Origin of the sequence: Mesorhizobium sp. B4-1-4 (assembly GCF_006439395.2) — a bacterium.
Taxonomy (GTDB): domain Bacteria; phylum Pseudomonadota; class Alphaproteobacteria; order Rhizobiales; family Rhizobiaceae; genus Mesorhizobium.
Map to the genome: position 1 here is coordinate 1,908,088 of NZ_CP083950.1, position 24,393 is coordinate 1,932,480.

Here is a 24,393-nt window from a genome sequence, read left to right on the forward strand (position 1 = left end):
TTCGCCGATCCCCTTCGGTTTGCAAGCCAATGCGCCAAATTGTCGGGCCCATGTCAAGCGCGCAAACATCGTCTTGCCGTCAGTAACGACAAGCAGAACGAGATATATTGATGTTCATTCCACCTGTGCGGTTATCAGGCTGGACTTTTTTCCGCAATGTCAAAAAAGGCCTGCCGCAACGAAAGTGTTATTGATCCGGGGTGCCCATTGGCGACCGGATCGCCGTCGATAGCCACGATAGGCATCGCAATTGTCGTCGCGGAACTGATGAAGGCTTCCTTTGCAGCCTTGGCTTCGGCGACGGAAAAGCCACGCTCCTCGATCTTCAAGCCGAGCTTGGCCGCCACCTCGAACATGGTGGTGCGGGTGATGCCGCGCAGGATGCCGTGCTCGGCCGGCCTCGTGACCAGGACGCCATCCCTGGTGATGATCCAGGCGTTCGACGAGCCACCTTCCTTGACGTTGCCATCGGTGTCGACGAACCAAGCTTCCTGCGCGCCGGCTTCCTTCGCCTTCTGTTTGGCCAGGACGTTGGGCAGCAGGCCGACGCTCTTGATGTCAACGCGATCCCAGCGATTCTCGGGCACGGTAATGACGGCAATGCCAGTTTCGGCGCGTTTGGTGCCTGCGGCGGGATCGGCCTTCCTCGCGGTCACCACCAGGGACGGCTTGGTGTCCGCCGAAGGGAAGACGAAGTCGCGGCTGGCGACGCCGCGCGTCACCTGGACATAGACCAGGCCGTTCACGACATGGTTGCGGTTGACCACCTCGCGCAGGATGAGCGGCAGCACGTTGCGTGCGACCGGCCAGGCGATCGACAGTTCGGTCAGCGAGCGGTTGAGCCGGGCAAGGTGGCGCGGCATGTCGACGATGAAGCCACGGGCCACCTCGCAGACCTCGTAGACGCCATCGGCGAACTGGTAGCCGCGGTCCTCGATGTGCACGGCGGCGTCCGCATGAGCGACGTAGCGCCCGTTGACATAGGCAATGCGTGGCATTGGCAACCCCCGGAAAACTCTCGGGCTTTCTTATGTGATTCCGCCTTTGCCGTAACCGGCAAATGCTTGGCCCAGGCGCGGCTGATTGGACGAGGCGCGTGTCAGACGCCCAGCGACTTCAGCTTGCGATGCAGTGCTGAGCGTTCCATGCCGATGAATTCGGCGGTTTTGGAGATGTTGCCGCCAAACCGGTTGATCTGCGCGATCAGATAGTCCTTCTCGAACTGTTCGCGCGCCTCGCGCAGCGGCAGCGCCATGATGTGCTGGTCGGATTGATTGGGGGTGCGTGGCATGACATCGCCGATCTCGGAAGGCAGAAGGTCAGCGGTGATCGGCGCATCGACATCGTCGCCACGCGCCAGGATCATCAGGCGCTCGACATTGTTGCGCAACTGGCGGACGTTGCCCGGCCAGTTATGCGCCTGCAGCACGGCCAGCGCGTCATCGCCGATGCGGCGCGGTTTTATGCCGGCCTGGCGGGCGATCTGCTTCATAAAATTATCGACGAGATAGGGAATATCCTCGCGCCGTTCGGCCAGGCCCGGCACCATGACCGGCACCACGGCCAGACGGTGGTAAAGATCCTCCCGGAAACGGCCGTCGGCAATCATGGCTTCCAGGTTCTGCGAGGTCGAGGAGATGATGCGGACGTCGACCTTGACCCGTTTGGTGCCCCCTACCCGCTCGAACTGCTGTTCGACCAGAACGCGCAGGATCTTGTTCTGCGTCTCGCGCGGCATATCGGCCACTTCGTCGATATAGAGAATGCCGCGATGGGCCTCCTCGAGTGCACCGACCTTGCGCTCGGTGCCGTTCGATTCGGTACCGAACAGCTCGATCTCCATGCGTTCGGGCGTGATGTTGGCGGCGCTCAGCGTCACGAACGGTGCGCCCTTGCGCGCCGACAGTGTATGGATGGCGCGTGCCGCCAGTTCTTTGCCCGAACCGGAAGGGCCAACGATCATCACACGGCTGTTGGTCGGCGCGACGCGCTCGATGGTCTGGCGCAGCTGGCTCATCGCCGACGACATGCCGATCAGGTCGAAAGTCTCGCCGCTGCGCTGCTTGAGATCGGAAACCTCGCGCCGCAACTTCGAAGTCTCGAGCGCACGCTCGGCGATAAGGATCAGCCTGTCGGCCTTGAACGGCTTTTCGATGAAGTCATAGGCGCCGCGCCGGATGGCGGAGACTGCTGTTTCGATGTTGCCGTGGCCGGAGATCATCACCACCGGCAGGTTCGGGTGCATGGTCTTGATCTCGTCGAGCAAGGCCAGTCCGTCCAGACGCGAGCCCTGCAGCCAGATGTCGAGGAAAATCAGCCTCGGCGCCCGATCGGCGATGGCCGCCAGCGCGCTGTCGGCATCGAATGCCGTACGGGTTTCGTGACCTTCGTCGCTCAGGATGCCTGCGACGAGCTCGCGGATGTCTTCCTCGTCGTCGACGATGAGAATATCAGACGCCATTACCGACCTTTTCAGTTTCTCTTTCGTGTTCCGCCCTGCTTTCGCCGCGCGGTGGTGCGCCGGCCGCAGGCGGCAGGATGATGCTGATCATCGCGCCGCGCCCGCCATGGAAATCCGCGGGCGCATCATGGAGTTCCAGCCTGCCGCCATGGTCTTCCACGATCTTCTTGACGATAGCGAGACCAAGCCCGGTCCCCTTCTCGCGTGTGGTCATATAAGGCTCGAGCAGCCGTTGGCGATTCTCGCGCGGTAGGCCCTTGCCATTGTCGATGACGTCGATTCGAATTGCGCCATTCTGACGGCCGGCTTGAATCCGGATTATGCCGTGCGAACCGTCCTTTTGTTCCAGCCCGTCGATTGCCTCGGCGGCGTTCTTGATCACATTGCCGAAGGCCTGCGCCATCAGCCGGCTGTCGAAAGTGCCCTTCAGCGGCTCGTTGCCGAATATCCGTTCGAAGATAATGTCCGCGCGGCTGACTTCGACCAGGAACGAAGCCTCGCGCAGCGCTTCGCGCAGGTCTATGGCCTTCATCTCGGGTTTGGGCATGCGTGCGAAAGCCGAGAATTCATCGACCATGCGGCCGATGTCCTCGACCTGCCGGATGATCGTGTCGGTACACTGGTCGAAAACCTCGCGATCCTCGGTGATGACCTTGCCATAGCGGCGCTTGATGCGTTCGGCCGATAGCTGGATCGGCGTCAGCGGATTCTTGATCTCGTGGGCAATGCGCCGCGCCACGTCTGCCCAGGCGGAAGAGCGCTGGGCCTGGACCAGGTCGGTAATGTCGTCGACCGTCACGACATAGGATTTTTCCTCGGAGCCGTCGTCGCCAGCCTCGATGGTGATCTGGACATTGAAGGTCCGCTCGGCGCCGGCGCGATAGAAGGTCACCTGCTCGCGGTAGACCGGCTTGCCGGATTTGCGGCCGATCTCGAAGACGCGGCCGACATGCGGCAGAATGGCGGAAAGGTTCTGGCCGAGCGCGGCGCTGGCGGAGATGGCCAGCATCGATTCGGCCGAACGGTTGACGATGGTGATAATGCCGTAGGGATCGACGCCGATAACGCCCGCGGTGACGCCCGCGAGCACGGCCTCCGAAAAGCGCCGCCGCTCGTCGATCAGGTCCTTTGCCGACAGGATTTCGTTGCGCTGCGATTTCAACTCCAGCAGCATCTTGTTGAACGTGTCGCCGAGCGAGGCGACATCGCCATCCGAAGGCCTGACGGGTACCGCGACGTCGAGATTGCCGGTCGCGACCTCGTCGGCGGCACCGATGAGCTGGCGGATGGGGCGCACAAGACGGTCGGCGACGGCAATGCCGGTCCAGATTGCCGACAGGATGATGATCAGTGTCAGCGACAGGTAGGGCAGCGCGAAGGCCACCTGCGAGGTGCGCCTGTTGTCTTCGAGATTGCGATACTCGTCCGTGTTGGACCTGACGATCTGCCGCGCCTTGATCACCTCGGGATCAACAAGGCGGATGGTGTAGAGATAGAGCCCCTCGATCTCGCGCAGCTTGACGATGGCGCCCATGATGTTGCGGGTGCGCGGTTCGATTAGAACCGGCTTGCCGTCGCTGGCGCTGCTGACCGCACCTTCGGGCGGTTCCGGCATGGCGAAATCGGCATCGGTCTTGGCGCTCATGACGAAAGAACCGTCGGGCTTGATCAGCGCGGCATGGGCCAGTCCACGTCCCACGGATTCCTTGTTCATCAGATCGAGAAAACCAGTCCGATCAAGACCATATAGCGTGCGGGACGCATCGAGGTCATAAGCCATCGATAATGTCGTGCCCTGCAGGTTGCGGGCATTTTCCTGCACGTAGGCGTCGGCGATCGATAGCGAAGAATTGACGATCGTCTTGGTGCGAATCTCGAACCAGCGGTCGAGGCCGATATCGAGCGTTATCGAGGCGATGATCGCCACCATGATGGCGGGAATGGCTGCAACCAGCGCGAACATGGCGACGATGCGCACATGCAGCCGCGAGGCCGCCTTGCCATGACGGCGCGCCATGACGATGCGATGCACCTCGCGTCCGACCAGCGCGATGAGAACGAGGACGAAAGCGGCATTGAGCCCGATCAGCGCCCATGTCGTCTTGGCGTCTGGCGCAATCGGCGTTGCACCGACCAGGATGGCGAATGAAATGGCCGCCATGACCAACGCTCCGCCGACCGCAACCACGCCGGGCAGCGCCAGCAGGCGGCGCCCGTCGCGCGCGCCGGGTTCACTGAAAAGCTGTTTGTTGAGGGTCGGTGCCTGCGGAGCCATATCGCCGTCTGGAGCCAGTGATTGCGTCCGATCTATGCAACGCATTGTGGCGATTATGCAACAAGTGTGACAACGACGGAAATCTTTCGCCGTTTAGTCCCCCGAAAAGAGGCGATGTCGGATCAGCGCTCAGCCCGGCCGCGATGATTTGTAGACGTTGACGCCCAGTTCGCGAATCTTCTTGCGCAGCGTATTACGGTTCAGCCCCAGCAGTTCCGCGGCCTTGATCTGGTTGCCGCGGGTTGCCGTCATCGAGGCCAGCACCAGCGGATATTCGACCTCGGACAGGATGCGCTGATAGAGGCCAGCGGGTGGCAGTTCGCCGGCAAACGAGGCGAAATAGCGCTGCAGGAAGTGCTCCACCGCCTGGCCGATCGACAGGTCGTCGGGAATGAGGTTGCCGCCGCCGGGTACCACGGGACGCTCGCCGGTCTTCAGCTCCGCCTCGATGATTTCGGCGGAGATCTCATCCTGCGAATAGAGCGCGGCCAGCCGGCGAACGAGATTTTCCAGTTCGCGCACATTGCCCGGCCACGGATAACGCTTCATCAGTTCGATGCCGCCGGACGAGATGCGCTTGGTCTGCAGCCCCTCCATCTCGCCAAGCTTGAAGAAGTGACGCACGAGATCGGGCACGTCCTCGGAACGCTCGCGCAACGCCGGCAGCCTGAGCGGCACGACATTGAGGCGATAGAACAGATCCTCGCGGAACAACCCCTGATTGATGAGCGTGCGCAGATCCTTATTGGTGGCTGCGACGATGCGCACGTCGGTCTTGATCGGTGTGCGGCCGCCGACCGTCGTGTACTCGCCCTGTTGCAGCACGCGCAGCAGGCGCGTCTGCGCCTCCATCGGCATGTCGCCGATCTCGTCGAGGAACAGCGTGCCGCCCTCGGCCTGCTCGAAGCGGCCGGTGGACCGGTTCTGAGCACCGGTGAAAGCGCCCTTCTCGTGCCCGAACAGCTCCGATTCGATGAGATCGCGCGGAATTGCCGCCATGTTGATGGCAACGAAAGGGCCGCCACGGCGACGGCCATACTCATGCAGCGCGCGCGCCACCAGTTCCTTACCGGTGCCGGATTCGCCCGAGATCATCACCGTCAGGTCGGTCTGCATCATGCGCGCCAGCATGCGGTAGATGTCCTGCATGGCCGCCGAGCGGCCGACCAGCGGCATCGTTTCGGGCTTCTCTTCCGGCCGCGCATCGATCTTCGGCCGTCGCGGCTCCGACAGCGCCCGGTTGACGATGTTGAGGAGCTCGGTCAGATCGAAGGGTTTTGGCAGATATTCGTACGCGCCGGTTTCGGAGGCGCGAATCGCCGTCATGAAAGTGTTTTGCGCGCTCATGACGATAACGGGCAGCTCCGGCCGCGCCTTCTTGATGCGCGGCAGCATGTCGAAGGCGTTCTCGTCCGGCATCACCACGTCGGTGATGACGAGATCGCCCTCGCCAGCCGCCACCCAACGCCACAATGTCGAGGCATTGGAGGTGACGCGCACCTCGTGACCGACGCGGGAGAGCGCCTGATTGAGCACCGTGCGGATCGCCGCGTCGTCGTCGGCGACGAGAATATTGCCGCGTGCGCTCATTTGCGGTCTCCTTCAGCGTCTTGATCGCCGCCATGCGCGGTTTCCTTCCAGGCCGGCATCAGGACGCGGAAGGTCGTCGCGCGCGGGCGCGGGGTCGAATCGCATTCGATGATGCCGCCATGCTCGCCGACGATCTTGGCGACGAGCGCCAGCCCCAGCCCCGAGCCGTTCGGCTTGGTGGTGATGAAGGGATCGAACAGGATCGGCAGGATATCCTCCGAGACGCCGGAGCCGTTGTCGCGCACGCAGAACTCCAGCGGCAGCGACACGCGGTCCTGTGTGCCTGGAACGGAAACGCGAATACCTGGCCTGAAGGCGGTCGACAGTACGATCTCGCCCTGTGGGTCACTGCCGATCGCCTCGGCGGCATTCTTGATCAGGTTGAGGAACACCTGGATGAGTTGGTCACGGTTGGCGAATACCGGAGGCAATGACGGATCATAGTCCTCCAGAATCTTGATTTTCTTTGCAAAACCATTCTTGGCAATCGCCTTCACATGGTCGAGCACGATATGGATGTTGACAGGGTAACGGTCGATCGGCCGCTCGTCGGAAAAGACCTCCATGCGATCGACCAGCGACACGATGCGGTCGGTCTCGTCGGTGATCAGCCGGGTCAGCGCGCGGTCCTCGTCGGAAGCGGACAGTTCGAGCAATTGGGCGGCGCCGCGGATGCCCGAGAGCGGGTTCTTGATTTCGTGCGCCAGCATCGCCGCCAGGCCGGTCACCGAGCGCGCGGCACCGCGATGCGTCATCTGCCGGTCGATCTTATCGGCCATCGACCGTTCCTGGAACATTACCACGACGGAGCCCGGGAATTCCGGCACCGGCGCGGCATAGAGGTCGACCACCTTCTCGATGCCGAGGCGGGGTGACGACACGTCGACCCGGTACTCGTTGACTGGAGCCCGTCGCTCGCGCACCTGGTCGACCAGCGTCAACAACGGGCTGCCGAAAGGAATGAGCTTGGACAGGGTGTTGCGCGCCAGCATGGTCGCGCTCGCGCGAAAGAAATCCTCGGCATCGGCGTTGGCGAAGGTGATGAATCCTTCCTCGCTGATCATGATCACCGGGCGACGGATGGTGTTGAGGACGATCTGGGCGGCATTCGCCCTATCAGCGCCCTGGCCAGCGGTGGCGTTCATGCGGCGCTCCGCAGCTTCAAGGGTTGCGGATGGCGCGAAAACACATCGCGCAGCAGGGCGATGACGCGGGCCGGTTCGAACGCGGTCAGGATCGCCTTTCGGCTGTCGTCGGCGACGCCACCAACATGGCGATCGAGATACCAGCCCAGATGCTTGCGCGCCTGGCGCAAGCCGCTCTCGACACCATAAAGCGCCAGCATGTCCTCGTAGTGCGCGACGACGTAATCGGCCAATACGGCGGGATTCTGCGGCACGTTGGCCGCCGTTTCACCGGCTGCCGCAGCAGCAATGCCACCGGCAATCCAGGGCGCGCCATAATGCGCGCGGCCGACCATCACCGCATCGGCATCGGACTGATCGAGAATAGCGGCGGCCTCGGCCGGGGAGCAGACATCGCCGTTGGCGACCACCGGAATGGATACGGCCTCTTTGACGCGAGCGATCGCGCGCCAGTCGGCCTTGCCCTGATAGAACTGGCAGCGCGTGCGACCGTGCACTGTTACCATCTTGACACCGGCCTGTTCGGCGCGTCGCGCAAGCGTGGGTGCGTTGAGGGCATCTTCGTCCCAGCCCAGCCGCATCTTAACCGTCACCGGCACCTTGACCGCGCCCACGACGGCGTCGATCAGCGACAGCGCATGGTCGAGATCGAGCATCAGCGCCGAGCCGGCATAGCCGCCGGTAACCTTCTTGGCCGGGCAGCCCATGTTGATATCGATGATGTCGGCGCCCTCGCCGGCAGCTATACGCGCGCCTTCGGCCATGTGGATCGCCTCACGGCCGGCAAGCTGCACCATGTGGACCGGCAAGCCTGAATGTCGTATGCGCAGGTCGAAACCCGCCCGGCCCTTGGCGAGTTCGCCGCTGGCCACCATTTCGGACACGACAAGACCCGCGCCATGCGCATGGGCACGGCGCCTGAAAGGCTCATCCGTAATTCCCGACATCGGCGCGAGGAAAACGCGATTGCGGATACTCACGCCGCCGACATCGAGAGGTGCGGCCAGTTTGGTCACATTAACCATGCACAAAAACCAAGCATGTCCATTCGCTGCACATTCTCTAGCCAGAACCGCCGCAATGTGCAACGCGGAATGACGCCACATTAAGGCGCAATTGGGAAAATGCTGGCCTTCGGCCTTGGCCGCGACTAGGACCAATCGGCATGACGGACGCAAGTGAAAATCACGTTTCGGAGGCGGATGGCGAAGTCGGGGTGGTAATCGTCGCCGCCGGCCGCGGGGCGCGTGCCGGGCAGGCCAATGGACCCAAGCAATACCAAAGCATCGGCGGGCGCGCCGTCATTGCGCACACGCTGGACATGTTCCTGGCTCATCCCCGAACGGGCCGGATCGTCGTCGCCATCCATGCCGACGATCATGAGCTGTTCCGGCAAGCGGCCGGCGCCGCCGCCGGGCGGGTGACAGCCGTCATGGGCGGCCCGACACGGCAGGAGTCCGTCCGGCTCGGGTTGCTTGCGCTGATGGAGCACGCGCCAAGCCAGGTTCTGATTCACGACGCCGTCCGGCCGTTCGTCGACGCGGAATTGATCGACCGCACCATCGCCGCCATCACCGAACACGAAGGGGCGCTGCCCGCCCTGCCCGTCGCCGAGACGCTGAAGCGAGAATCAACCTCCGGCGTGGTCGCGGAGACTGTTTCCCGCAGCGGGCTGCACGCTGCGCAAACGCCGCAAGGTTTCCCCTACGCGCCAATTCTTGCCGCGCACAACAAGGCGCATCTGCTGGGCAGACTGGACTTTACCGACGACGCGGCCATCGCCGAATGGGCGCATATTCCAGTCAAGCTCGTTCCCGGCTCGCCAGACAATGTCAAACTCACGTGGGCACGGGACATCGCCATGGCGCATCAGAGGCTTTCCAACGTGCCGATACACTTTCCCGACATCCGCACCGGTAACGGCTACGACGTCCATGCCTTCGAAGCCGGAGACCACGTCACCCTGTGCGGCGTCGCCATTCCGCATGAGAAAAAGCTGTCGGGCCATTCTGACGCCGATGTCGGGCTGCACGCCCTGACCGATGCGCTGCTGGCGACATGCGGCGCCGGCGACATCGGCACGCATTTCCCGCCGTCCGACCCGCAATGGAAAGGTGCCGCGTCCCGGATATTCGTCGAACACGCGGCGAGACTGGTGCGTGAGCGCGGCGGGCGCATCGCCAATGCCGACATCACGCTGATCTGCGAGGCGCCGCGCGTCGGCCCGCACCGCGAGGCGATGACATCAGCCCTTTCACGGATGCTGGGCATTTCCGCCGACCGCATCTCGATCAAGGCAACAACCAACGAGAAGCTCGGCTTCATCGGCCGCGAAGAGGGCATTGCGGCGATCGCCACGGCCAGCGTGGTGTTTCCCGGCGAGGTGCCGGAATGAGCAATAGCGAGCTGGCAATCGCTCTGTTGGAGGCCTGCCGGGAGCGCGGCATCATGGTGGCGACGGCGGAAAGCTGCACCGGCGGCATGATCATCGCCGCGCTGACCGACATCGCCGGCTCCTCCGCGGTGGTCGACCGGGGCTTCATCACCTATTCCAATGAAGCCAAGATGGACATGCTTGGTGTTGGCGCCGCCACACTCGACGCGCATGGTGCGGTATCGTGCGAGACAGCGGTCGAGATGGCAGCCGGTGCGCTTGCACGATCGTGCGCCGGGCTAACCCTGGCAGTCACCGGCATCGCCGGGCCTGGCGGCGGTTCAGTGGAAAAGCCCGTCGGCCTGGTGTGGTTCGGCGTCGGCCTGGACGGCAAGATGGTCACTGCAGAACGGATGCTCTTTGCCGACAAGGGCCGCGATTTCATTCGCCGCGAAACGGTCAGGCACGCACTGGAACTTGGGCTGAAAGCTCTTGGCCGGCATTAAAGCGCCACGGCGCGATTGGTGATGTGCATGTCGTTGTTCCAAAAACCGCTGCGTAGTTTTGGGCGACCTGGATCAGGCTGAGGGCGCGACACCATAGATGACGTTGGCGCGCTTTTCGAACGCCTCGGCGAACATGCGGAAGGCACGGTCGAACATGGTGCCCATCAGCGCGCCCAGAATGCGGCTCTTGAACTCGTAATCGATGAAGAAACGGACGGCGCAGCCGTCGCCATCGGGCTCGAAACGCCAGACATTGCTCAGATATTTGAACGGGCCGTCAATGTACTTCACGTCGATGGCGTTTTCGTCGGGTTTCAGCAGCACCTGCGTGGTGAAAGTCTCGCGGATCGCCTTGTAGCCGATGCTCATGTCGGCGACGAGGATGGTGCGCCCGTCGCGCTCCTTGCGCGAGCGCACCGTCAGCGCTTCGCACAGCGGCAGGAATTGCGGATAGGCCTCGATGTCGGCGACCAGCGCGAACATCTGCTGCGGCGTATGGGCGACGCGGCGGGTGGCTTCGAATTTCGGCATGAAACCGGCTCTAGAGCACTTCGCGTCGAAACGGCTTCATGCGACGCGCTTTAGATTCGTTGTTTTCATGCATGTCGTTCTTCCAAAATCGAGGTCACTTTTGGGCGACATGCGTTCAGAGCGATTTCTCGAGCTGGGCTTCGCGCGCCGCGCGCAGCCTGGCGAAATCGTCGCCGGCGTGGTGCGATGAACGCGTCAGCGGGCTCGACGCCATCAGCAGAAACCCTTTGGTCCGGCCGATCGTCTCAAAGGACTTGAACTCCTCCGGCGTGACGAAGCGGATCACCGGATGGTGCTTCTTCGACGGCTGCAGATACTGGCCGATGGTCATGAAGTCGACATTGGCCGAACGCAGATCGTCCATTAGCTGCAGGATTTCGTTCCGCTCCTCGCCCAGGCCGACCATGATGCCGGATTTGGTGAAGATCGACGGATCGAGTTCCTTGACCCGCTGCAACAGCCTGATCGAGTGGAAATAGCGGGCGCCCGGCCTGACCTTCAGATAGTTCGACGGCACGGTTTCCAGATTGTGATTGAAAACGTCGGGCCTGGCCGCCACGACGATCTCCAGCGCGCCGTCCTTGCGCAGGAAATCGGGCGTCAGGATTTCAATCGTGGTCGACGGCGTTACGGCGCGGATGGCCCGAATAACATCGGCGAAGTGCTGCGCGCCGCCATCGGCGAGGTCGTCGCGGTCGACCGAGGTGATGACGACGTGGCTAAGACCCATCTGCTTGACTGCATGCGCGACACGGGCCGGCTCATCGGGATCGAGGGCTGTCGGAATGCCGGTGGCGACGTTGCAGAAGGCGCAGGCGCGCGTGCAGATCTCGCCCATGATCATGAAGGTGGCGTGCTTCTTTTCCCAGCACTCGCCAATATTCGGGCAACCGGCCTCTTCGCAGACGGTCACCAGCTTGTGGGATTTCACGATCTCCCGCGTCTCGGCATAGCCTTTGGAGACCGGCGCCTTGACGCGGATCCAGTCGGGCTTGCGCAACACCTCCTGGTCGGGCTTGTGCGCCTTCTCGGGATGCCGCAGCCGCGGCGCGTTGGCGATCGTATCGAAGACGGTGACCATCTTAACCCTGGTTTTTTTCGCGACCGCCGCCGGCGATCGTCACTTCCACGTCATCTAGGACTTTTCAACACAAAGAAAAAGGCTGCGGCGACACATGCCGCCACAACCGTTTTCGCATAGCGGAATGGTATCGACTAGCGGCGCACCAGGCGCCCCACCCAGATCAGCAGGCACGCGCCGATGAAGCCGGTGATCAGATAGGCGGTCCAGCCGACCCCGAAGACGCCGATGTTCAGGGCCTGCAGGATCGCGTTCAGCACGATTGCGCCCACGATGCCGAGAACAATGTTCATGAAGATGCCGGTGTTGCTCTTCATGACCATTTCGGCGAGCCAGCCCGCCAAGCCTCCGATGATGATCGCTGCTATCCAGCCGACGCCATTCAAGTGCATATGCCCTCTCCTTGTGTGATGGGTGAAAATGCATCCGGAAACGAACTACTTTGCCAGCGAGCTCCTGCGGCCTGCGCATCTGAGTCTCGTGCAAGCAATTTATCATGCGTTCAGCGCGCGGCCATAGGCGTCGAGCACGCTTTCCTTCATCATCTCCGACAGCGTCGGATGCGGGAAGATGGTGTGCATAAGTTCTTCCTCGGTCGTTTCGAGGTTCATCGCCACGACAAAACCCTGGATCAGTTCGGTCACTTCGGCACCGACCATGTGCGCGCCGAGCAACTGACCAGTCTTTGTGTCGAAGATGGTCTTGATGAAGCCCTGATCCTCGCCGAGCGCGATCGCCTTGCCGTTGGCGGCGAACTGGAAACGACCGACGCGGATATCCTTGCCTTCGGCCTTGGCCCTGGCTTCCGTGAGACCAACGGAGGCGACTTGCGGATTGCAGTAGGTGCAGCCGGGAATCTTGAGCTTGTCGATGGCATGCACGCCGGGAAAGTTGGCGATCTTCTCGACGCACACCACGCCTTCATGCTCGGCCTTGTGGGCCAGCATCGGCGGGCCGGCGACATCGCCGATGGCGTAGATGCCGGGTACGTTCGTCTTGCCGTAACCGTCGACAACGACGCAACCGCGATCCGTCTTCACGCCAAGCGCTTCAAGACCGAGATTCTCGATGTTGCCTTGCACGCCGACGGCCGAGATCATGCGGTCGGCGGTGATCTTCTCGACCTTGCCATCCTTCATCTCGACATGCGCGGTGACCGAGTTGGCACCCTTCTCGACCTTGGTCACCTTGGCTTCGAGGATGATCTTCATGCCTTGTTTCTCGAACTGCTTTTGCGCGAATTTCGAGACTTCGGCGTCCTCCACCGGCACTACCGCCGGCAGCAGTTCGACCACCGTCACCTCGGCACCCATGGTGCGATAGAAGGAGGCGAATTCGATGCCGATGGCGCCCGAACCCATCACCAGCAGCGACTTCGGCATCTCCTTCGGCACCATGGCCTCGAAATAGGTCCAGATCAGCTTGCCGTCCGGCTCGATGCCGGGCAGCGCGCGCGGTCTGGCGCCGGTCGCCAGGATGATATGCTTGGCGCTGTAGGTGCCCTCACCCTTGACGCCCTTCGGCACCGGCGGCTGCGGTTCCATCGGCTTCTTGGCCGTCTTGGACACGACGATCTCGCCCGGTTTTGAAAGCTTGGCCTCACCCCAGATGACGTCGACCTTGTTCTTCTTCATCAGGAAGGCAACGCCGCCATTTAGCCGCAGTGATACCTTGCGGGACCGATCGACCACGGCCGCCGTGTCGGCGCTCACCTTGCCGTCCAGCTTCAACCCATAATCCTTCAAATGATCCGAATAGTGCATGATCTCGGCCGAGCGCAGCAGCGCCTTGGTCGGAATGCAGCCCCAGTTGAGACATATGCCGCCGAGATGCTCGCGCTCGACGATCGCCGTCTTGAAGCCAAGCTGGGCGGAACGCACCGCCGCGACATAGCCGCCGGGACCGGAGCCGATGATGATGACGTCGTAGTTCTCAGCCACGGTTTTCTCCTTCAATCACAATTCCAGCATCACGCGCACGACTGGCGTCAGCGCCTTGCCGATGTTCCGGGTGTTTTCGGCGTCGAGATGGACGCCATCGAGCGGCGTGGTTTCCGCCACGGTAGCTGCATCGAAGAAACCGCAACCGGCCTCGTCGGCCAGCGCCTCATACTGAGATGCCAGATATTTCGAAGCGTCATCGCCGCCGGCATACATTTCCTTGAAGTCGGCATTTTCGGTGCGGCTGACAACAGGAGGCGAGACGACCAGTATCTGCGGCGCTTCCCAGTCGAACGGGTAGTCGTGGCCGCGCACGATGTCGATCAGCCGCCGCATCCCTTGCTTGGCCGCGACCGGATTGCCATGGATCCACGGCTTCATGTCGTTGGCACCGAGCAGGATGATGATCAGGTCGATAGGCGCATGCGTGGTCAGAGCCGTCGGCAGCAGCCTGGCGCCGTTGCGATCGGCACCAGCCAGATGATCATCGAAGGCCGTGGTGCGGCCATTCAGGCCGTCGGCGATGACCTGAACGCCTCCGCCAAGCCCAGTCTGCAGCACGCTTGGCCAGCGATCCTCAAACGCGTGACGGCCGCCCTCGGCATTGTAGGCCCAGGTCAGCGAGTCACCGTAGCAAAGCACCGTCTTCATCCGTTCAATCCGCCCTTCCACCAGCCAAGCCGCGCTCCACAGGCCAGCTTGCAAACCGGCGTCGGTGATGACGGCCAGCTTCCCGCGCGAGAAGGCCGCCGGCGAATCCGGAGAAGATGAAGGTGAAAAGGCTGGTGAAGAATTTCCGCACCGCCTTCTCCTTTACCTAGACCAGCATGCCCATCGGGTTTTCGATCAGCCGCTTGAAGGCGACGAGCAGTTCCGCACCGAGCGCACCGTCGACGGCACGATGGTCGGTCGACAGCGTCACCGACATCACGGTGGCGATTTTGATCTCGCCATTCCTGACCACCGCCCGCTCCTCGCCGGCGCCGACCGCCAGGATCGTCGCATGCGGCGGGTTGATGACGGCAGCGAAGTCCTTGATGCCGAACATACCGAGGTTGGACACCGCCGTGGTGCCGCCCTGGTACTCTTCCGGCTTCAGCTTGCGGCTGCGGGCACGGCTGGCCAGATCCTTCATCTCGTTGGAGATGGTCGACAGCGTCTTTTCATCGGCCCTGCGGATGATCGGCGTGATCAGCCCGCCCGGGATCGACACGGCAACGCCGACATCGGCGTGCCTGTGCTTGACCATGGCGCTCTCGGTCCAGGAGGCATTGGCATCCGGCACCGCCTTCAAGGCCATGGCCATGGCCTTGATCACCATGTCGTTGACCGAGAGCTTGTAGGCCGGGGCTTCACCCTTATCGGTCTTCCTTGTCGGCGCCGCCGCATTGAGCTGCGAGCGCAGCGCCAGCAGCGCGTCGAGTTCGCAATCGAGCGTCAGGTAGAAATGCGGAATGGTGGTCTTGGCCTCGACCAGCCGCCGCGCGATGGTCTTGCGCATATTGTCATGCGGGACGAGTTCGTAGGAGCCTTCCTCGAACAGCTTCAGCACCTGATCGTCCGACATCGCTTTCGGCGCTGGGGCAGCGGAGGCAGCAGCAGGCACGCCAGCTGGAGCCTTAGCCGCAGGGGCTGCCTTGGCACCGCCGCCGGCAATCGCGGCGTCGACATCGGCCTTCACCACACGGCCATGCGGGCCGGTGCCGGTGACGGCCGAGACATCGACGCCAGCCTCCTTGGCGATACGGCGGGCAAGCGGCGATGCAAAGGTGCGCTCGCCGGCCGCATGACCATTGCCGGCCGGAGCCGCCTTTGGTGGGGTAACGGCAGATTCAGACTTCGGGGCCTCGGCCTTTGGTGCGTCTGCCTTGGGAGAATCCGCCTTCGCTGCTTCGGCTTTCACTGGCGCGGCACCACCACCGCTCTTGGCGGCAGCGCTTGCATCTTCGCCCTCGGCGGCGAGCACAGCGATCAGCGCATTGACCTTGACGCCCTCCGTGCCGGCGGGGACGACGAGCTTTGCAACCGTTCCCTCATCGACGGCTTCGACTTCCATCGTTGCCTTGTCGGTCTCGATCTCCGCAATGACATCGCCGGGCGAAACCTTGTCGCCCTCCTTGACCAGCCATTTCGAAAGATTGCCCTCTTCCATCGTGGGCGAGAGCGCCGGCATGGTGATGTTGATTGGCATTTTGTCCTCCCGCCCGGTTCAGCGATATGCGACGGCTTTGACGGCCTCGATGACCTCACCGACATTCGGCAACGCCAGCTTCTCCAGGTTCGCCGCATAGGGCATCGGCACATCCTTGCCGGCAACTGTGATCACGGGCGCGTCCAGGAAATCAAAGGCGCGCTGCGACACCCGGTTGGCGATATGGTCGCCGACGGAGTTCTGCGGGAAGCCTTCTTCCACCACGACCAGCCGGTTGGTCTTCTTGACCGAGGCGATGACGGTGTCGAGATCGAGTGGACGGATAGTGCGCAAGTCGATGATCTCGGCGTCGATGCCCATGCCACGCAATTCCGCTTCGGCCTTGACCGCGTAGGTCATGCCGATGCCGAACGAGACGATAGTGACGTCCTTGCCCGCCTTGTGGATGCGCGCCTTGCCGATCGGCAGCACGAAATCATCCAGCTTCGGCACGTCGAAGGACTGGCCGTAGAGGATTTCGTTCTCGAGGAAGATGACCGGGTTCGGGTCGCGGATCGCCGCCTTCAACAGGCCCTTGGCGTCGGCGGCCGTATAAGGCATCACCACTTTCAGGCCGGGAACGTGGCTGTACCAGGCGGCGTAGCACTGCGAATGCTGGGCGGCGACGCGGGCAGCCGCGCCATTCGGCCCGCGGAACACGATCGGCGCCCCCATCTGGCCGCCGGACATATAGAGGGTCTTGGCGGCCGAGTTGATGATCTGGTCGATCGCCTGCATGGCGAAGTTGAAGGTCATGAACTCGACGATCGGCTTCAGCCCGGCCATCGCCGCTCCGACGCCAACGCCGGCAAAGCCGTGCTCGGTGATCGGCGTGTCGACGACGCGCCGGGGTCCGAATTCCTGCAGCAACCCTTGCGTGATCTTGTAGGCGCCCTGGTATTCGGCGACCTCCTCGCCCATGACGAAGACGTCGCCGTCGCGGCGCATTTCCTCGGCCATGGCATCGCGCAGCGCTTCGCGCACCGTGGTCGAGACCATCTCGGTGCCGGCTGGAATATCCGGATCGGCGGCGATTTCAGTCCTGGGCGCCGCAGCGACAGGGGCCGCGGCCTCACTCTTGGCAGCAACCGGCGCGGGCGCGGCTGCTTCAGCCCTGGCTGGCTTTTCCTCTTCACCGATGCCTTCGCCGGCCTTGTCGACGTCTTCGCCATCAACCGCCAGCACGGCGATCACGGCGTTGACTTTGACGCCTTCGGTGCCAGCGGGAACCACGATCTTGGCAAGCGTGCCTTCGTCGACGGCTTCGACTTCCATCGTCGCCTTGTCGGTCTCGATCTCGGCGATGACGTCGCCGGCGACGACCTTGTCGCCCTCGTTCTTCAACCACTTGGAAAGATTGCCCTCTTCCATGGTCGGCGAGAGAGCGGGCATGAGAATTTCGATCGGCATGTCCTGCCCCCCTTACAATACGATATCGGTCCAGAGCTCGGACGGATCCGGCTCCGCATCGTTCTGGGCAAATTCGGCGGCGTCGGCGACGATGTCGCGAACCTCCTTGTCGATGGTCTTCAACTCGTCCTCGGTCGCCCACTTCTTCTCGATCAGCCGCGCCTTGACCTGCTCGATCGGGTCATGCTCGGAGCGCATCTTCTGCACTTCTTCCTTCGAGCGATACTTCGCCGGGTCGGACATGGAGTGGCCGCGATAGCGATAGGTCTGCATTTCGAGGATCAGCGGGCCGTTGCCGGCACGGCACCATTCGGCGGCGAGATCGCCGGCGGCCTTGACGGCGCGCACATCCATGCCGTCGACCTGGAGGCCAGGAATCTTGAAGGAAGCGCCGCGATGCGAAAAATCCGTCTCGGCTGAAGAGCGCGAGACCGAGGTACCCATGGCGTAGCGGTTGTTCTCGATGATGTAGATCACCGGCAGCTTCCACAGCGAGGCCATGTTGAAACTCTCATAGACCTGGCCCTGGTTGGCGGCACCGTCGCCGAAATAGGTCAACGACACGTTCTTGTTGTCGCGGTAGCGGTTGGCGAAGGCGAGACCGGTGCCGAGCGAGACCTGCGCGCCGACAATGCCGTGGCCGCCATAGAAATGCTTGTCCTTGGAGAACATGTGCATGGAGCCGCCCTTGCCTTTCGACAAGCCACCGCGGCGTCCGGTCAACTCGGCCATGACGCCACGCGGCGACAGCTCCATAGCCAGCATATGGCCGTGATCGCGATAGGCGGTGATCATCTGATCGCCCTCGATCAGCGCCATCTTCATGCCGGTGACGACAGCTTCCTGGCCGATATAGAGATGACAGAAGCCGCCAATGAAGCCCATGCCGTAGAGCTGGCCGGCCTTTTCCTCGAAACGGCGGATGAGCAACATGTGCCGGTAAGCGGCAAGCTCTTCCTCCTTGGTGAATTCAACCGGCTTGGGCGCTGAAAGCCCCGATTTCCCGTCGGATTTCGATTTGGCAGGCGCTTTTTTGGCGGCGGTGGCCATGCATCACTCCCTGTTGGCGTCTCTTTGCGGACATCAGGGCAGGATGAAATCCGCCCCCGGGAAGATCAGCTCTCCCCACCGATTTATGCAAGGCTAACACGTGAGAAGGCGTTCCGCCATGTCGAAATTGCATGGCTGGCATGCAGCTAAGCGGCTAAAATCATTGAAAATATCGGCGATTAACTGAAATTCAGTTACTTTGCCGACGCCGGCAACATGATGGTGATTTCATCAGCCTGGGACAGATTGAGCGCCTTGCGCGCCTGCTCGTCAAGCATGTCCTTCTCCAGGGTGCCGTCATGCATGAGCCGAACGCGCCGTTCGAGTTCCATCCGGCGCGCCTTGATGGCGTCGAGCTGGGCTTGCAGCGCAACTGTTTGCGCTTCGAGCTGATATTTCGAGTTGATGCCGAATTCACCATGGTAGGCATGAAAGCCGAAATAGGCCAGGAACACCACACAAAGCGAGGGGATGATGAGCCGGCCGGTATTTCTCTGCTTGTGCTGACGCGTCCACATCGCCCGTTCCCTCGCGGCCGCGAACTCAAGCGGCTCGCGATCTTTTTCGCCCGATTGTGCTTAACGGACGGTTACGGATGCCCAGCCCGCGACACTGAAATGAAAAGGGCGGGAATGACCCCGCCCTTTACATCCGCTGTTCGAACTCGCTTGCCGCGGCTCAGCCCTTAATGACCGACTTGCCGGCATAACGCGCCTGCTTGCCGAGCTCTTCCTCGATACGGATAAGCTGGTTGTACTTGGCCATGCGGTCGGAGCGCGACAGCGAACCCGTCTTGATCTGTCCGCAATTGGTGGCGACGGCGAGATCGGCGACCGTCGAATCCTCGGTCTCGCCGGAGCGGTGCGACATGACGGCGGTGTAGCCGGCCTTGTGCGCGGTTTCGACGGCGTCGAGCGTTTCGGTCAACGAGCCGATCTGGTTGACCTTGACCAGGATCGAATTGGCGACCCCCATGCGGATGCCGTCGCGCAGGCGCGCCGTGTTGGTCACGAACAGGTCGTCGCCGACCAGCTGCGTCTTGTTGCCGATCAGGTCGGTCAGGTATTTCCAGCCTTCCCAGTCGTCCTCGGCCAGGCCATCCTCGATGGAGATGATCGGATAATCGGCGGCGAGCTTGGCAAGGTACTTGGCTTGCGCCTTTGGATCACGCGTCTTCTTCTCACCCTCATAGACGTAGTTGCCGTCCTTGAAGAACTCGGTCGCTGCGCAATCGAGGCCGAGCGAGATCTCCTCGCCCGGCTTGAAGCCGGCCTTCTCGATCGATTCCATGATGAAATCGAGCGCTACCGGCGCACTCTTCAGGTTCGGGGCAAAGCCGCCCTCGTCGCCGACATTGGTGTTGTGGCCGGCATCCTTCAGCTTCTTCCTCAGCGTGTGGAAGACTTCCGAACCCCAGCGCACGCCTTCGCGCAAAGTCGGCGCGCCGACCGGCAGGATCATGAACTCCTGGAAGTCGATCGGATTGTCGGCATGCGCGCCGCCATTGATGATGTTCATCATCGGCACCGGCAGGATGTGCGCCTTGGTGCCGCCGACATAGCGGTAGAGCGGCAGGCCTGCCGCATCGGCCGCGGCCTTGGCAACGGCCAGCGAAACACCGAGGATCGCGTTGGCGCCGAGCCGGCTCTTGTTGGGCGTGCCGTCGAGTTCGATCATGGTCTGGTCGATATGGATCTGGTTTTCGGCTTCCATGCCGCCGACCGCCTCGAACAGCTCGCCATTGACCGCCTCCACGGCCTTGAGCACGCCCTTGCCGAGATAACGGGCGCCGCCATCGCGAAGCTCGACGGCCTCATGCGCCCCGGTCGAGGCGCCTGACGGCACCGCGGCGCGGCCCATCGAACCGTCTTCGAGCACAACATCGACCTCGACGGTCGGGTTTCCACGGCTGTCCAGGATTTCACGCCCGACAATATCGATGATGGCGGTCATTGCGATGTCCCCGATTGATCTGACGAAAGGTCGCGCCCGTCTTAGCCAAAGCGACGCAAAAGGCAATCGGGCCATGGCCAAATAGTGCCGCCCGTCGGATTCACGAAGCGCAAATCTCTGTCATCATAAGTCATGCCATCAGACGCGCATTCCAGGCTATGGCTGTTGTCGCGCGGGGCGAAACAGGAGGAGTTTCGCCATGTCTGAGTTGAGCGGTATTGTCAGTCTGTTTCTGATCGCGGCTGCATTCCTGACGTCGTGCGACAATCAGCCGTCACAGCCGAAGGCCGGTGCTTTGCCGGCCTTGCACATCAGCGAATAGGCGTTGCGTTGAAACAAGGAAGGGCTCCGTCGAAACGGAGCCCTTCCCTATTTGTGCGGTCAATGCCAATAGGGCGCGACCTTGTAATACTCATAGGAAGCGTCGCGAGCACGTTCCCCGTCAGCGCCGGCGAGTTCGTTGATCGAATAGGCAGGCGCCGCCTTCAGCTGCTCCTTGGAGAAGGGCACCACATAGCCGCCCATGCCCTCGTCGTAGTCGAGACTCGCCCAAGGGATAGCGTGATACTTCTCGCTAATGCCGAGAAAGCCGCCGAACCCGATCACCGCGAACATGATGCCATTCGACGTCTTGTCGAGCATGATGTCCTCGATACTGCCGATGCTCTTGCCCTCGGTATTGTAAACCGATGTGCCGATGACTCGTGAAGCCGCGATGGCTTCAGTATGGCCTGTCTGGGTCGTCATTATCATGCTCCTCGTTGTCGTTGATTTCTGCTTGACAATGAGGGGCGAGAGCGAAAGTTCCCGACTTTTTTCGGCTGCGGCCCGGTCACTCCGCCAGGATGAAAGTCACCTTCATGTTGACGCGATAGGCCGAAATGTTGCCGCCCGCGACGACGATCTTTTGATCCTGAATCCAGGCGCCTTCGACGTTCTTCAGGGTTTTCGAGGCGCGGGCGATTCCCTTCTCGATGGCGTCTTGAAAACTCTTCTTCGACGATGAGGTGATTTCGGTGACACGGGCGACGGACATGGCTTTCCTCCTGCCAGGACGCTCATTTGCCGGCCAAGCGTACAACCGGCCCCTTTCAACCACAAGCACCGCCGGGAAGCGCCGGCTCAGCGGCCCTTCGCCACCCGATCGAATGCGATCAGTCTTTCCAGAAGCGCCGGCATGTCCTTGAGCGGCACCATGTTCGGCCCATCGGAAGAGGTCGAATTGTCGGGATCCTGGTGGGTCTCGATGAAGACACCGGCAACGCCGACGGCGACGGCCGCGCGGGCCAGCGTCTCGACGAAGCGGCGCTCTCCGCCGGACGATCCACCCTGCCCGCCCGGCTGCTGGACCGAATGCGTGGCGTCGAAGATCACCGGAGCGCCGATCTCGGCCATGATCGGCAAAGCACGCATGTCCGACACCAGCGTGTTATAGCCAAAGGACGCGCCGCGTTCAGTGGTCAAGACATTCGGGTTGCCGGAACCGGTGATCTTGCCGACCACGTTCTTCATGTCCCAGGGCGCAAGGAACTGCCCCTTCTTCACATTGATCACCTTGCCCGTCCTGGCGGCGGCGACCAGCATGTCGGTCTGACGCGACAGGAAAGCCGGTATCTGCAGCACATCGACATGCGGCGCGACGATCGCGCACTGCTCCTCGGTGTGGACATCGGTCAGCACCGGAAGCGAAAATTCCTTGCGCAGCTCGTCGAAGACGGGAAGTGCGGCGTCGATGCCGGCGCCGCGCGTCGCCGACAGCGACGTGCGGTTGGCCTTGTCGTAGCTGGTCTTGTAGACGAGGCCGATGCCGAGTCTGCCGGTCAGCTCCTTCAGCGCGCCGGCCATGTCGAAGGCATGCTGGCGCGATTCGAACTGGCACGGGCCGGCGATCAGCGCCAGGGCTGCATTGTTGTCGAAAACGACATTGCCGACGGTTACCGACGAATTGGGCGCCAGGGCGTTGCTCATTGGATCTCCCGGAAGATGAAAGCGGCACCCTGTCCGGATGCCGGCTGCACGACAATATCAGTGCCCGCTATATCGTGCTGGATGGCATTGGCTGCAAGCAGCCTCGACGTGGCTTCGGCGCTGCCGACCGCGAAGACGACCGCCGCGAAGCGAAGCCTGGTGGGTGAACCGGCCGAAACACCAAAGCGCGCTGTGAAGGACGCGGGATCGACTACGCTCAGGGTTGCATTGGGCAAGTGATACGTGCTGCCCTGCCCACTGGCGGCGGGACTCCCCACGCCCACGGAAATCAGCCGATTCTGTTCGGCCGGTTGGTCGCGGATCGCCACCACTTCCACAATGCCAATGGCGCCATTGGCGTGGGCCTGCAAAGCGCTGCGGTCCACATCAGGCGCATTGATCCGCTGGCAAGCGAAAAGAAAAGCGTCCGTCTGGCCTTGGGCCGCGGCAAAGGCAAGCTTGAACGATGCGGTATTGCTTCGGCCCGCCGTGTCGGTAAAAGCGCGTGAAAAGCTCAGCGTGTCCCCCGCCGACAGTCCGGCCTCGACATAGCGCGCATGATCGGCATCGGCACTGTCGGTACCCAGAACCACAGCGGAAAATCCCTCATCGCCGCGGCTGTCGCGATAGAGGCGGTCGCGCGCGACGAAGACATTGCCCGCGGCAACCGCATCAATTGCTGCCAGTTCACTGCCAATCGCCAGCGGCTCCAGATAGGTGCCGTCGGCGAGGAAAACGCAACAGTTTTCCGTGCCAAAGGGATGAATGCCGTTCGGAGCGACGACGAAGCCAAGTGAACTGAGCCGGGCTCGGGCCACATCGAGGCTCTGCGTCGGCAGCACCAGATGATCGAGCGGATGAATGCCGGCTGCTGTTGTTCGGGTCATGCAGGCGCGATGTGCATCATTCCGCAAAACGGTTCAAGACGTGATTGCAATCCGCGCCATGGCGGCGCCAGACGTAGCCTCTCCTCTGCCGCCCCTGGGGATTGACGTCCAGGATGCCCCATGAGCGCCGCAAACGGCATCTGTCGAGGCCTACGCTCGATCAGCCGCCGGCCACGACATCCGCGGAATAGCGCAGTTCGCGCAATGGTTTCACCTTGCTGGTGGTCTGCGCATAAAGCGGATGCGCCTTGTAGGCGGCGAGCGCTGCGTCGTCAGCGAACTCAGCATAGACGACGACGTCGACTTCATCCGACAACGGATCGACCTTGGTGTTCAAAGTGACCTCGAAGAGACTGGAGTGCGGAATATTGCCGAGGGCCAACAGCCCGGTACGCACTGCCTCCACATCTTCCTTGCGCCTCGCGCTGAAGAAAACGATATGCCGGATCAATCCCGCCTCCTCGATCTGTATGCCGGGGTCTTTTGTGACGGCGGTCTCTTCGCGTCAACCGTTCGTGGCGCCACGCGTCCTTGCGACGCGCCCCGGACAGGCCGAGAACATCATCTCACGGCGATGGACACCTCGGGTGAAGCACCTGGCTGCTATCTTTGGAGGGAATACTAGGCCTTGCCGGTGACGTAGCGCGTCACATGGGAAATCTCCCTGACCGTGATGTCGAGATACCGGCCTTGATTGTAGAGACCGTCCCAGATCAGGAAAAACGCGATTGCCGCAATGACGATTACGTAACGCATGGCTAAAGCTATCGCAAAGGCACTGCGGCGGACATAGACTTTTTTGATCTATCCAATCGCCGCCGACGCCAATCCTGCACTCCAAACAGGCTGCGGACAGGAGCCGTTCAGCACGCCCTGACGGCAGCAACAAGTCGATGCAAGGCGAACAGATGCCAGACGCCACGTGGCACAGCCCAGCTCGCGGCCTGCCTCTTGAAGTTCCCCTTCATGGCATGGAAGATTGTCGCGGGAATTCGCTGGAAGCGCTGAAGCTCTGGTCAAAAAAGGGCATG

25 protein-coding genes are annotated in these 24,393 nt (G+C 62.1%); 3 read left to right on the forward strand and 22 right to left on the reverse strand.

The window, feature by feature from the left end:
• Positions 1–134: 134 nt before the first annotated feature.
• The 6 genes from FJW03_RS09210 to dusB form a co-directional block, all read right to left on the reverse strand.
• Positions 135–998: a D-amino-acid transaminase gene (locus FJW03_RS09210; protein WP_140698879.1), complete on the reverse strand. Its 864-nt coding sequence runs from the start codon at positions 996–998 to the stop codon at positions 135–137.
• Between the two features lie 101 nt (positions 999–1,099).
• Positions 1,100–2,461 carry a sigma-54-dependent transcriptional regulator gene (locus FJW03_RS09215; RefSeq protein ID WP_140606866.1) on the reverse strand — a complete coding sequence of 454 codons (1,362 nt, stop codon included), beginning with the start codon at positions 2,459–2,461 and terminating at the stop codon, positions 1,100–1,102.
• Positions 2,451–4,781 (reverse strand): ATP-binding protein, encoded by a 2,331-nt coding sequence (locus FJW03_RS09220; protein ID WP_413466476.1) that lies wholly within the window; start codon positions 4,779–4,781, stop codon positions 2,451–2,453. Before FJW03_RS09220 ends, FJW03_RS09215 begins: the two co-directional genes overlap by 11 nt.
• Before the next feature lie 84 nt (positions 4,782–4,865).
• Positions 4,866–6,326 (reverse strand): nitrogen regulation protein NR(I), encoded by a 1,461-nt coding sequence (ntrC, locus tag FJW03_RS09225; RefSeq protein WP_140760329.1) that lies wholly within the window; start codon positions 6,324–6,326, stop codon positions 4,866–4,868.
• The gene (locus FJW03_RS09230; RefSeq protein ID WP_140760331.1) at positions 6,323–7,471 is read right to left on the reverse strand and encodes a two-component system sensor histidine kinase NtrB; all 1,149 of its coding nucleotides are present in this window, start codon (positions 7,469–7,471) and stop codon (positions 6,323–6,325) included. Before FJW03_RS09230 ends, ntrC begins: the two co-directional genes overlap by 4 nt.
• Positions 7,468–8,496, reverse strand: a complete 1,029-nt coding sequence (gene dusB / locus FJW03_RS09235) for a tRNA dihydrouridine synthase DusB (RefSeq protein ID WP_140760333.1) — start codon at positions 8,494–8,496, stop codon at positions 7,468–7,470. Before dusB ends, FJW03_RS09230 begins: the two co-directional genes overlap by 4 nt.
• Before the next feature lie 140 nt (positions 8,497–8,636).
• On the opposite strand from dusB, the gene FJW03_RS09240 reads away from it, so the two are divergent.
• Entirely contained in the window at positions 8,637–9,866 is a 1,230-nt protein-coding gene (locus tag FJW03_RS09240; RefSeq protein ID WP_140760336.1) for a bifunctional 2-C-methyl-D-erythritol 4-phosphate cytidylyltransferase/2-C-methyl-D-erythritol 2,4-cyclodiphosphate synthase, read from the forward strand.
• Positions 9,863–10,351 (forward strand): CinA family protein, encoded by a 489-nt coding sequence (locus FJW03_RS09245; protein ID WP_140760338.1) that lies wholly within the window; start codon positions 9,863–9,865, stop codon positions 10,349–10,351. Before FJW03_RS09240 ends, FJW03_RS09245 begins: the two co-directional genes overlap by 4 nt.
• Positions 10,352–10,423: 72 nt before the next feature.
• Here the strand turns inward: FJW03_RS09245 and FJW03_RS09250 are convergent, their stop codons facing one another.
• The 10 genes from FJW03_RS09250 to eno form a co-directional block, all read right to left on the reverse strand.
• Positions 10,424–10,882 (reverse strand): type II toxin-antitoxin system RatA family toxin, encoded by a 459-nt coding sequence (locus FJW03_RS09250; protein ID WP_140606860.1) that lies wholly within the window; start codon positions 10,880–10,882, stop codon positions 10,424–10,426.
• A 115-nt stretch (positions 10,883–10,997) separates the two neighbouring features.
• Positions 10,998–11,963, reverse strand: coding sequence for a lipoyl synthase (gene lipA / locus FJW03_RS09255; RefSeq protein WP_140760340.1), 966 nt, complete (start codon positions 11,961–11,963; stop codon positions 10,998–11,000).
• A 134-nt stretch (positions 11,964–12,097) separates the two neighbouring features.
• Complete coding sequence (locus tag FJW03_RS09260) at positions 12,098–12,355, reverse strand: GlsB/YeaQ/YmgE family stress response membrane protein (RefSeq protein WP_140698868.1); 258 nt, start codon at positions 12,353–12,355, stop codon at positions 12,098–12,100.
• Positions 12,356–12,457: 102 nt separating this feature from the next.
• Positions 12,458–13,903 (reverse strand): dihydrolipoyl dehydrogenase, encoded by a 1,446-nt coding sequence (gene lpdA, locus FJW03_RS09265; protein ID WP_140760342.1) that lies wholly within the window; start codon positions 13,901–13,903, stop codon positions 12,458–12,460.
• A 15-nt stretch (positions 13,904–13,918) separates the two neighbouring features.
• Positions 13,919–14,554 (reverse strand): SGNH/GDSL hydrolase family protein, encoded by a 636-nt coding sequence (locus FJW03_RS09270; protein ID WP_140760387.1) that lies wholly within the window; start codon positions 14,552–14,554, stop codon positions 13,919–13,921.
• Positions 14,555–14,720: 166 nt separating this feature from the next.
• Positions 14,721–16,094, reverse strand: a complete 1,374-nt coding sequence (locus FJW03_RS09275) for a pyruvate dehydrogenase complex dihydrolipoamide acetyltransferase (protein ID WP_140760344.1) — start codon at positions 16,092–16,094, stop codon at positions 14,721–14,723.
• 18 nt (positions 16,095–16,112) lie between these two features.
• A complete protein-coding gene (locus FJW03_RS09280; RefSeq protein WP_140760346.1) occupies positions 16,113–17,504 on the reverse strand; it encodes a pyruvate dehydrogenase complex E1 component subunit beta in 1,392 nt (463 codons plus the stop codon).
• 12 nt (positions 17,505–17,516) lie between these two features.
• Positions 17,517–18,554, reverse strand: coding sequence for a pyruvate dehydrogenase (acetyl-transferring) E1 component subunit alpha (pdhA, locus tag FJW03_RS09285; protein ID WP_140760349.1), 1,038 nt, complete (start codon positions 18,552–18,554; stop codon positions 17,517–17,519).
• A gap of 194 nt (positions 18,555–18,748) precedes the next feature.
• Positions 18,749–19,072, reverse strand: coding sequence for an FtsB family cell division protein (locus FJW03_RS09290; RefSeq protein WP_140611617.1), 324 nt, complete (start codon positions 19,070–19,072; stop codon positions 18,749–18,751).
• A gap of 160 nt (positions 19,073–19,232) precedes the next feature.
• Positions 19,233–20,507, reverse strand: coding sequence for a phosphopyruvate hydratase (gene eno / locus FJW03_RS09295; RefSeq protein ID WP_140760351.1), 1,275 nt, complete (start codon positions 20,505–20,507; stop codon positions 19,233–19,235).
• Between the two features lie 199 nt (positions 20,508–20,706).
• Here eno and FJW03_RS30010 point away from each other — a divergent pair, with 199 nt between their 5' ends.
• Complete coding sequence (locus tag FJW03_RS30010) at positions 20,707–20,829, forward strand: hypothetical protein (protein ID WP_140697743.1); 123 nt, start codon at positions 20,707–20,709, stop codon at positions 20,827–20,829.
• Between the two features lie 59 nt (positions 20,830–20,888).
• On the opposite strand, the gene FJW03_RS09300 is transcribed toward FJW03_RS30010, so the two are convergent.
• The 6 genes from FJW03_RS09300 to FJW03_RS30015 form a co-directional block, all read right to left on the reverse strand.
• Complete coding sequence (locus tag FJW03_RS09300; protein WP_140760353.1) at positions 20,889–21,254, reverse strand: PRC-barrel domain-containing protein; 366 nt, start codon at positions 21,252–21,254, stop codon at positions 20,889–20,891.
• 85 nt (positions 21,255–21,339) lie between these two features.
• Positions 21,340–21,543: a dodecin family protein gene (locus FJW03_RS09305; protein WP_140611609.1), complete on the reverse strand. Its 204-nt coding sequence runs from the start codon at positions 21,541–21,543 to the stop codon at positions 21,340–21,342.
• Positions 21,544–21,629: 86 nt separating this feature from the next.
• Positions 21,630–22,475 carry a 3-deoxy-8-phosphooctulonate synthase gene (gene kdsA / locus FJW03_RS09310; RefSeq protein ID WP_140760355.1) on the reverse strand — a complete coding sequence of 282 codons (846 nt, stop codon included), beginning with the start codon at positions 22,473–22,475 and terminating at the stop codon, positions 21,630–21,632.
• Positions 22,472–23,362, reverse strand: a complete 891-nt coding sequence (locus FJW03_RS09315; protein WP_140760389.1) for a VOC family protein — start codon at positions 23,360–23,362, stop codon at positions 22,472–22,474. The genes kdsA and FJW03_RS09315 overlap by 4 nt, the downstream gene beginning before the upstream one ends.
• A gap of 160 nt (positions 23,363–23,522) precedes the next feature.
• Positions 23,523–23,813, reverse strand: a complete 291-nt coding sequence (locus FJW03_RS09320) for a Dabb family protein (RefSeq protein WP_140697754.1) — start codon at positions 23,811–23,813, stop codon at positions 23,523–23,525.
• Between the two features lie 170 nt (positions 23,814–23,983).
• Positions 23,984–24,118 (reverse strand): hypothetical protein, encoded by a 135-nt coding sequence (locus tag FJW03_RS30015; protein ID WP_264296520.1) that lies wholly within the window; start codon positions 24,116–24,118, stop codon positions 23,984–23,986.
• Positions 24,119–24,393: the final 275 nt, after the last annotated feature.

What these genes read in the sequence shown, in the direction of transcription:
- FJW03_RS09210 (WP_140698879.1), bottom strand. Translation starts at nt 998, where the DNA reads ATGCCACGCATTGCCTATGTCAACGGGCGCTACGTCGCTCATGCGGAC.
- FJW03_RS09215 (WP_140606866.1), bottom strand. Translation starts at nt 2,461, where the DNA reads ATGGCGTCTGATATTCTCATCGTCGACGACGAGGAAGACATCCGCGAG.
- FJW03_RS09220 (WP_413466476.1), bottom strand. Translation starts at nt 4,781, where the DNA reads ATGCGTTGCATAGATCGGACGCAATCACTGGCTCCAGACGGCGATATG.
- ntrC (WP_140760329.1), bottom strand. Translation starts at nt 6,326, where the DNA reads ATGAGCGCACGCGGCAATATTCTCGTCGCCGACGACGACGCGGCGATC.
- FJW03_RS09230 (WP_140760331.1), bottom strand. Translation starts at nt 7,471, where the DNA reads ATGAACGCCACCGCTGGCCAGGGCGCTGATAGGGCGAATGCCGCCCAG.
- dusB (WP_140760333.1), bottom strand. Translation starts at nt 8,496, where the DNA reads ATGGTTAATGTGACCAAACTGGCCGCACCTCTCGATGTCGGCGGCGTG.
- FJW03_RS09240 (WP_140760336.1), top strand. Translation starts at nt 8,637, where the DNA reads ATGACGGACGCAAGTGAAAATCACGTTTCGGAGGCGGATGGCGAAGTC.
- FJW03_RS09245 (WP_140760338.1), top strand. Translation starts at nt 9,863, where the DNA reads ATGAGCAATAGCGAGCTGGCAATCGCTCTGTTGGAGGCCTGCCGGGAG.
- FJW03_RS09250 (WP_140606860.1), bottom strand. Translation starts at nt 10,882, where the DNA reads ATGCCGAAATTCGAAGCCACCCGCCGCGTCGCCCATACGCCGCAGCAG.
- lipA (WP_140760340.1), bottom strand. Translation starts at nt 11,963, where the DNA reads ATGGTCACCGTCTTCGATACGATCGCCAACGCGCCGCGGCTGCGGCAT.
- FJW03_RS09260 (WP_140698868.1), bottom strand. Translation starts at nt 12,355, where the DNA reads ATGCACTTGAATGGCGTCGGCTGGATAGCAGCGATCATCATCGGAGGC.
- FJW03_RS09270 (WP_140760387.1), bottom strand. Translation starts at nt 14,554, where the DNA reads ATGAAGACGGTGCTTTGCTACGGTGACTCGCTGACCTGGGCCTACAAT.
- FJW03_RS09275 (WP_140760344.1), bottom strand. Translation starts at nt 16,094, where the DNA reads ATGCCAATCAACATCACCATGCCGGCGCTCTCGCCCACGATGGAAGAG.
- FJW03_RS09280 (WP_140760346.1), bottom strand. Translation starts at nt 17,504, where the DNA reads ATGCCGATCGAAATTCTCATGCCCGCTCTCTCGCCGACCATGGAAGAG.
- pdhA (WP_140760349.1), bottom strand. Translation starts at nt 18,554, where the DNA reads ATGGCCACCGCCGCCAAAAAAGCGCCTGCCAAATCGAAATCCGACGGG.
- FJW03_RS09290 (WP_140611617.1), bottom strand. Translation starts at nt 19,072, where the DNA reads ATGTGGACGCGTCAGCACAAGCAGAGAAATACCGGCCGGCTCATCATC.
- eno (WP_140760351.1), bottom strand. Translation starts at nt 20,507, where the DNA reads ATGACCGCCATCATCGATATTGTCGGGCGTGAAATCCTGGACAGCCGT.
- FJW03_RS30010 (WP_140697743.1), top strand. Translation starts at nt 20,707, where the DNA reads ATGTCTGAGTTGAGCGGTATTGTCAGTCTGTTTCTGATCGCGGCTGCA.
- FJW03_RS09300 (WP_140760353.1), bottom strand. Translation starts at nt 21,254, where the DNA reads ATGACGACCCAGACAGGCCATACTGAAGCCATCGCGGCTTCACGAGTC.
- FJW03_RS09305 (WP_140611609.1), bottom strand. Translation starts at nt 21,543, where the DNA reads ATGTCCGTCGCCCGTGTCACCGAAATCACCTCATCGTCGAAGAAGAGT.
- kdsA (WP_140760355.1), bottom strand. Translation starts at nt 22,475, where the DNA reads ATGAGCAACGCCCTGGCGCCCAATTCGTCGGTAACCGTCGGCAATGTC.
- FJW03_RS09315 (WP_140760389.1), bottom strand. Translation starts at nt 23,362, where the DNA reads ATGACCCGAACAACAGCAGCCGGCATTCATCCGCTCGATCATCTGGTG.
- FJW03_RS30015 (WP_264296520.1), bottom strand. Translation starts at nt 24,118, where the DNA reads ATGCGTTACGTAATCGTCATTGCGGCAATCGCGTTTTTCCTGATCTGG.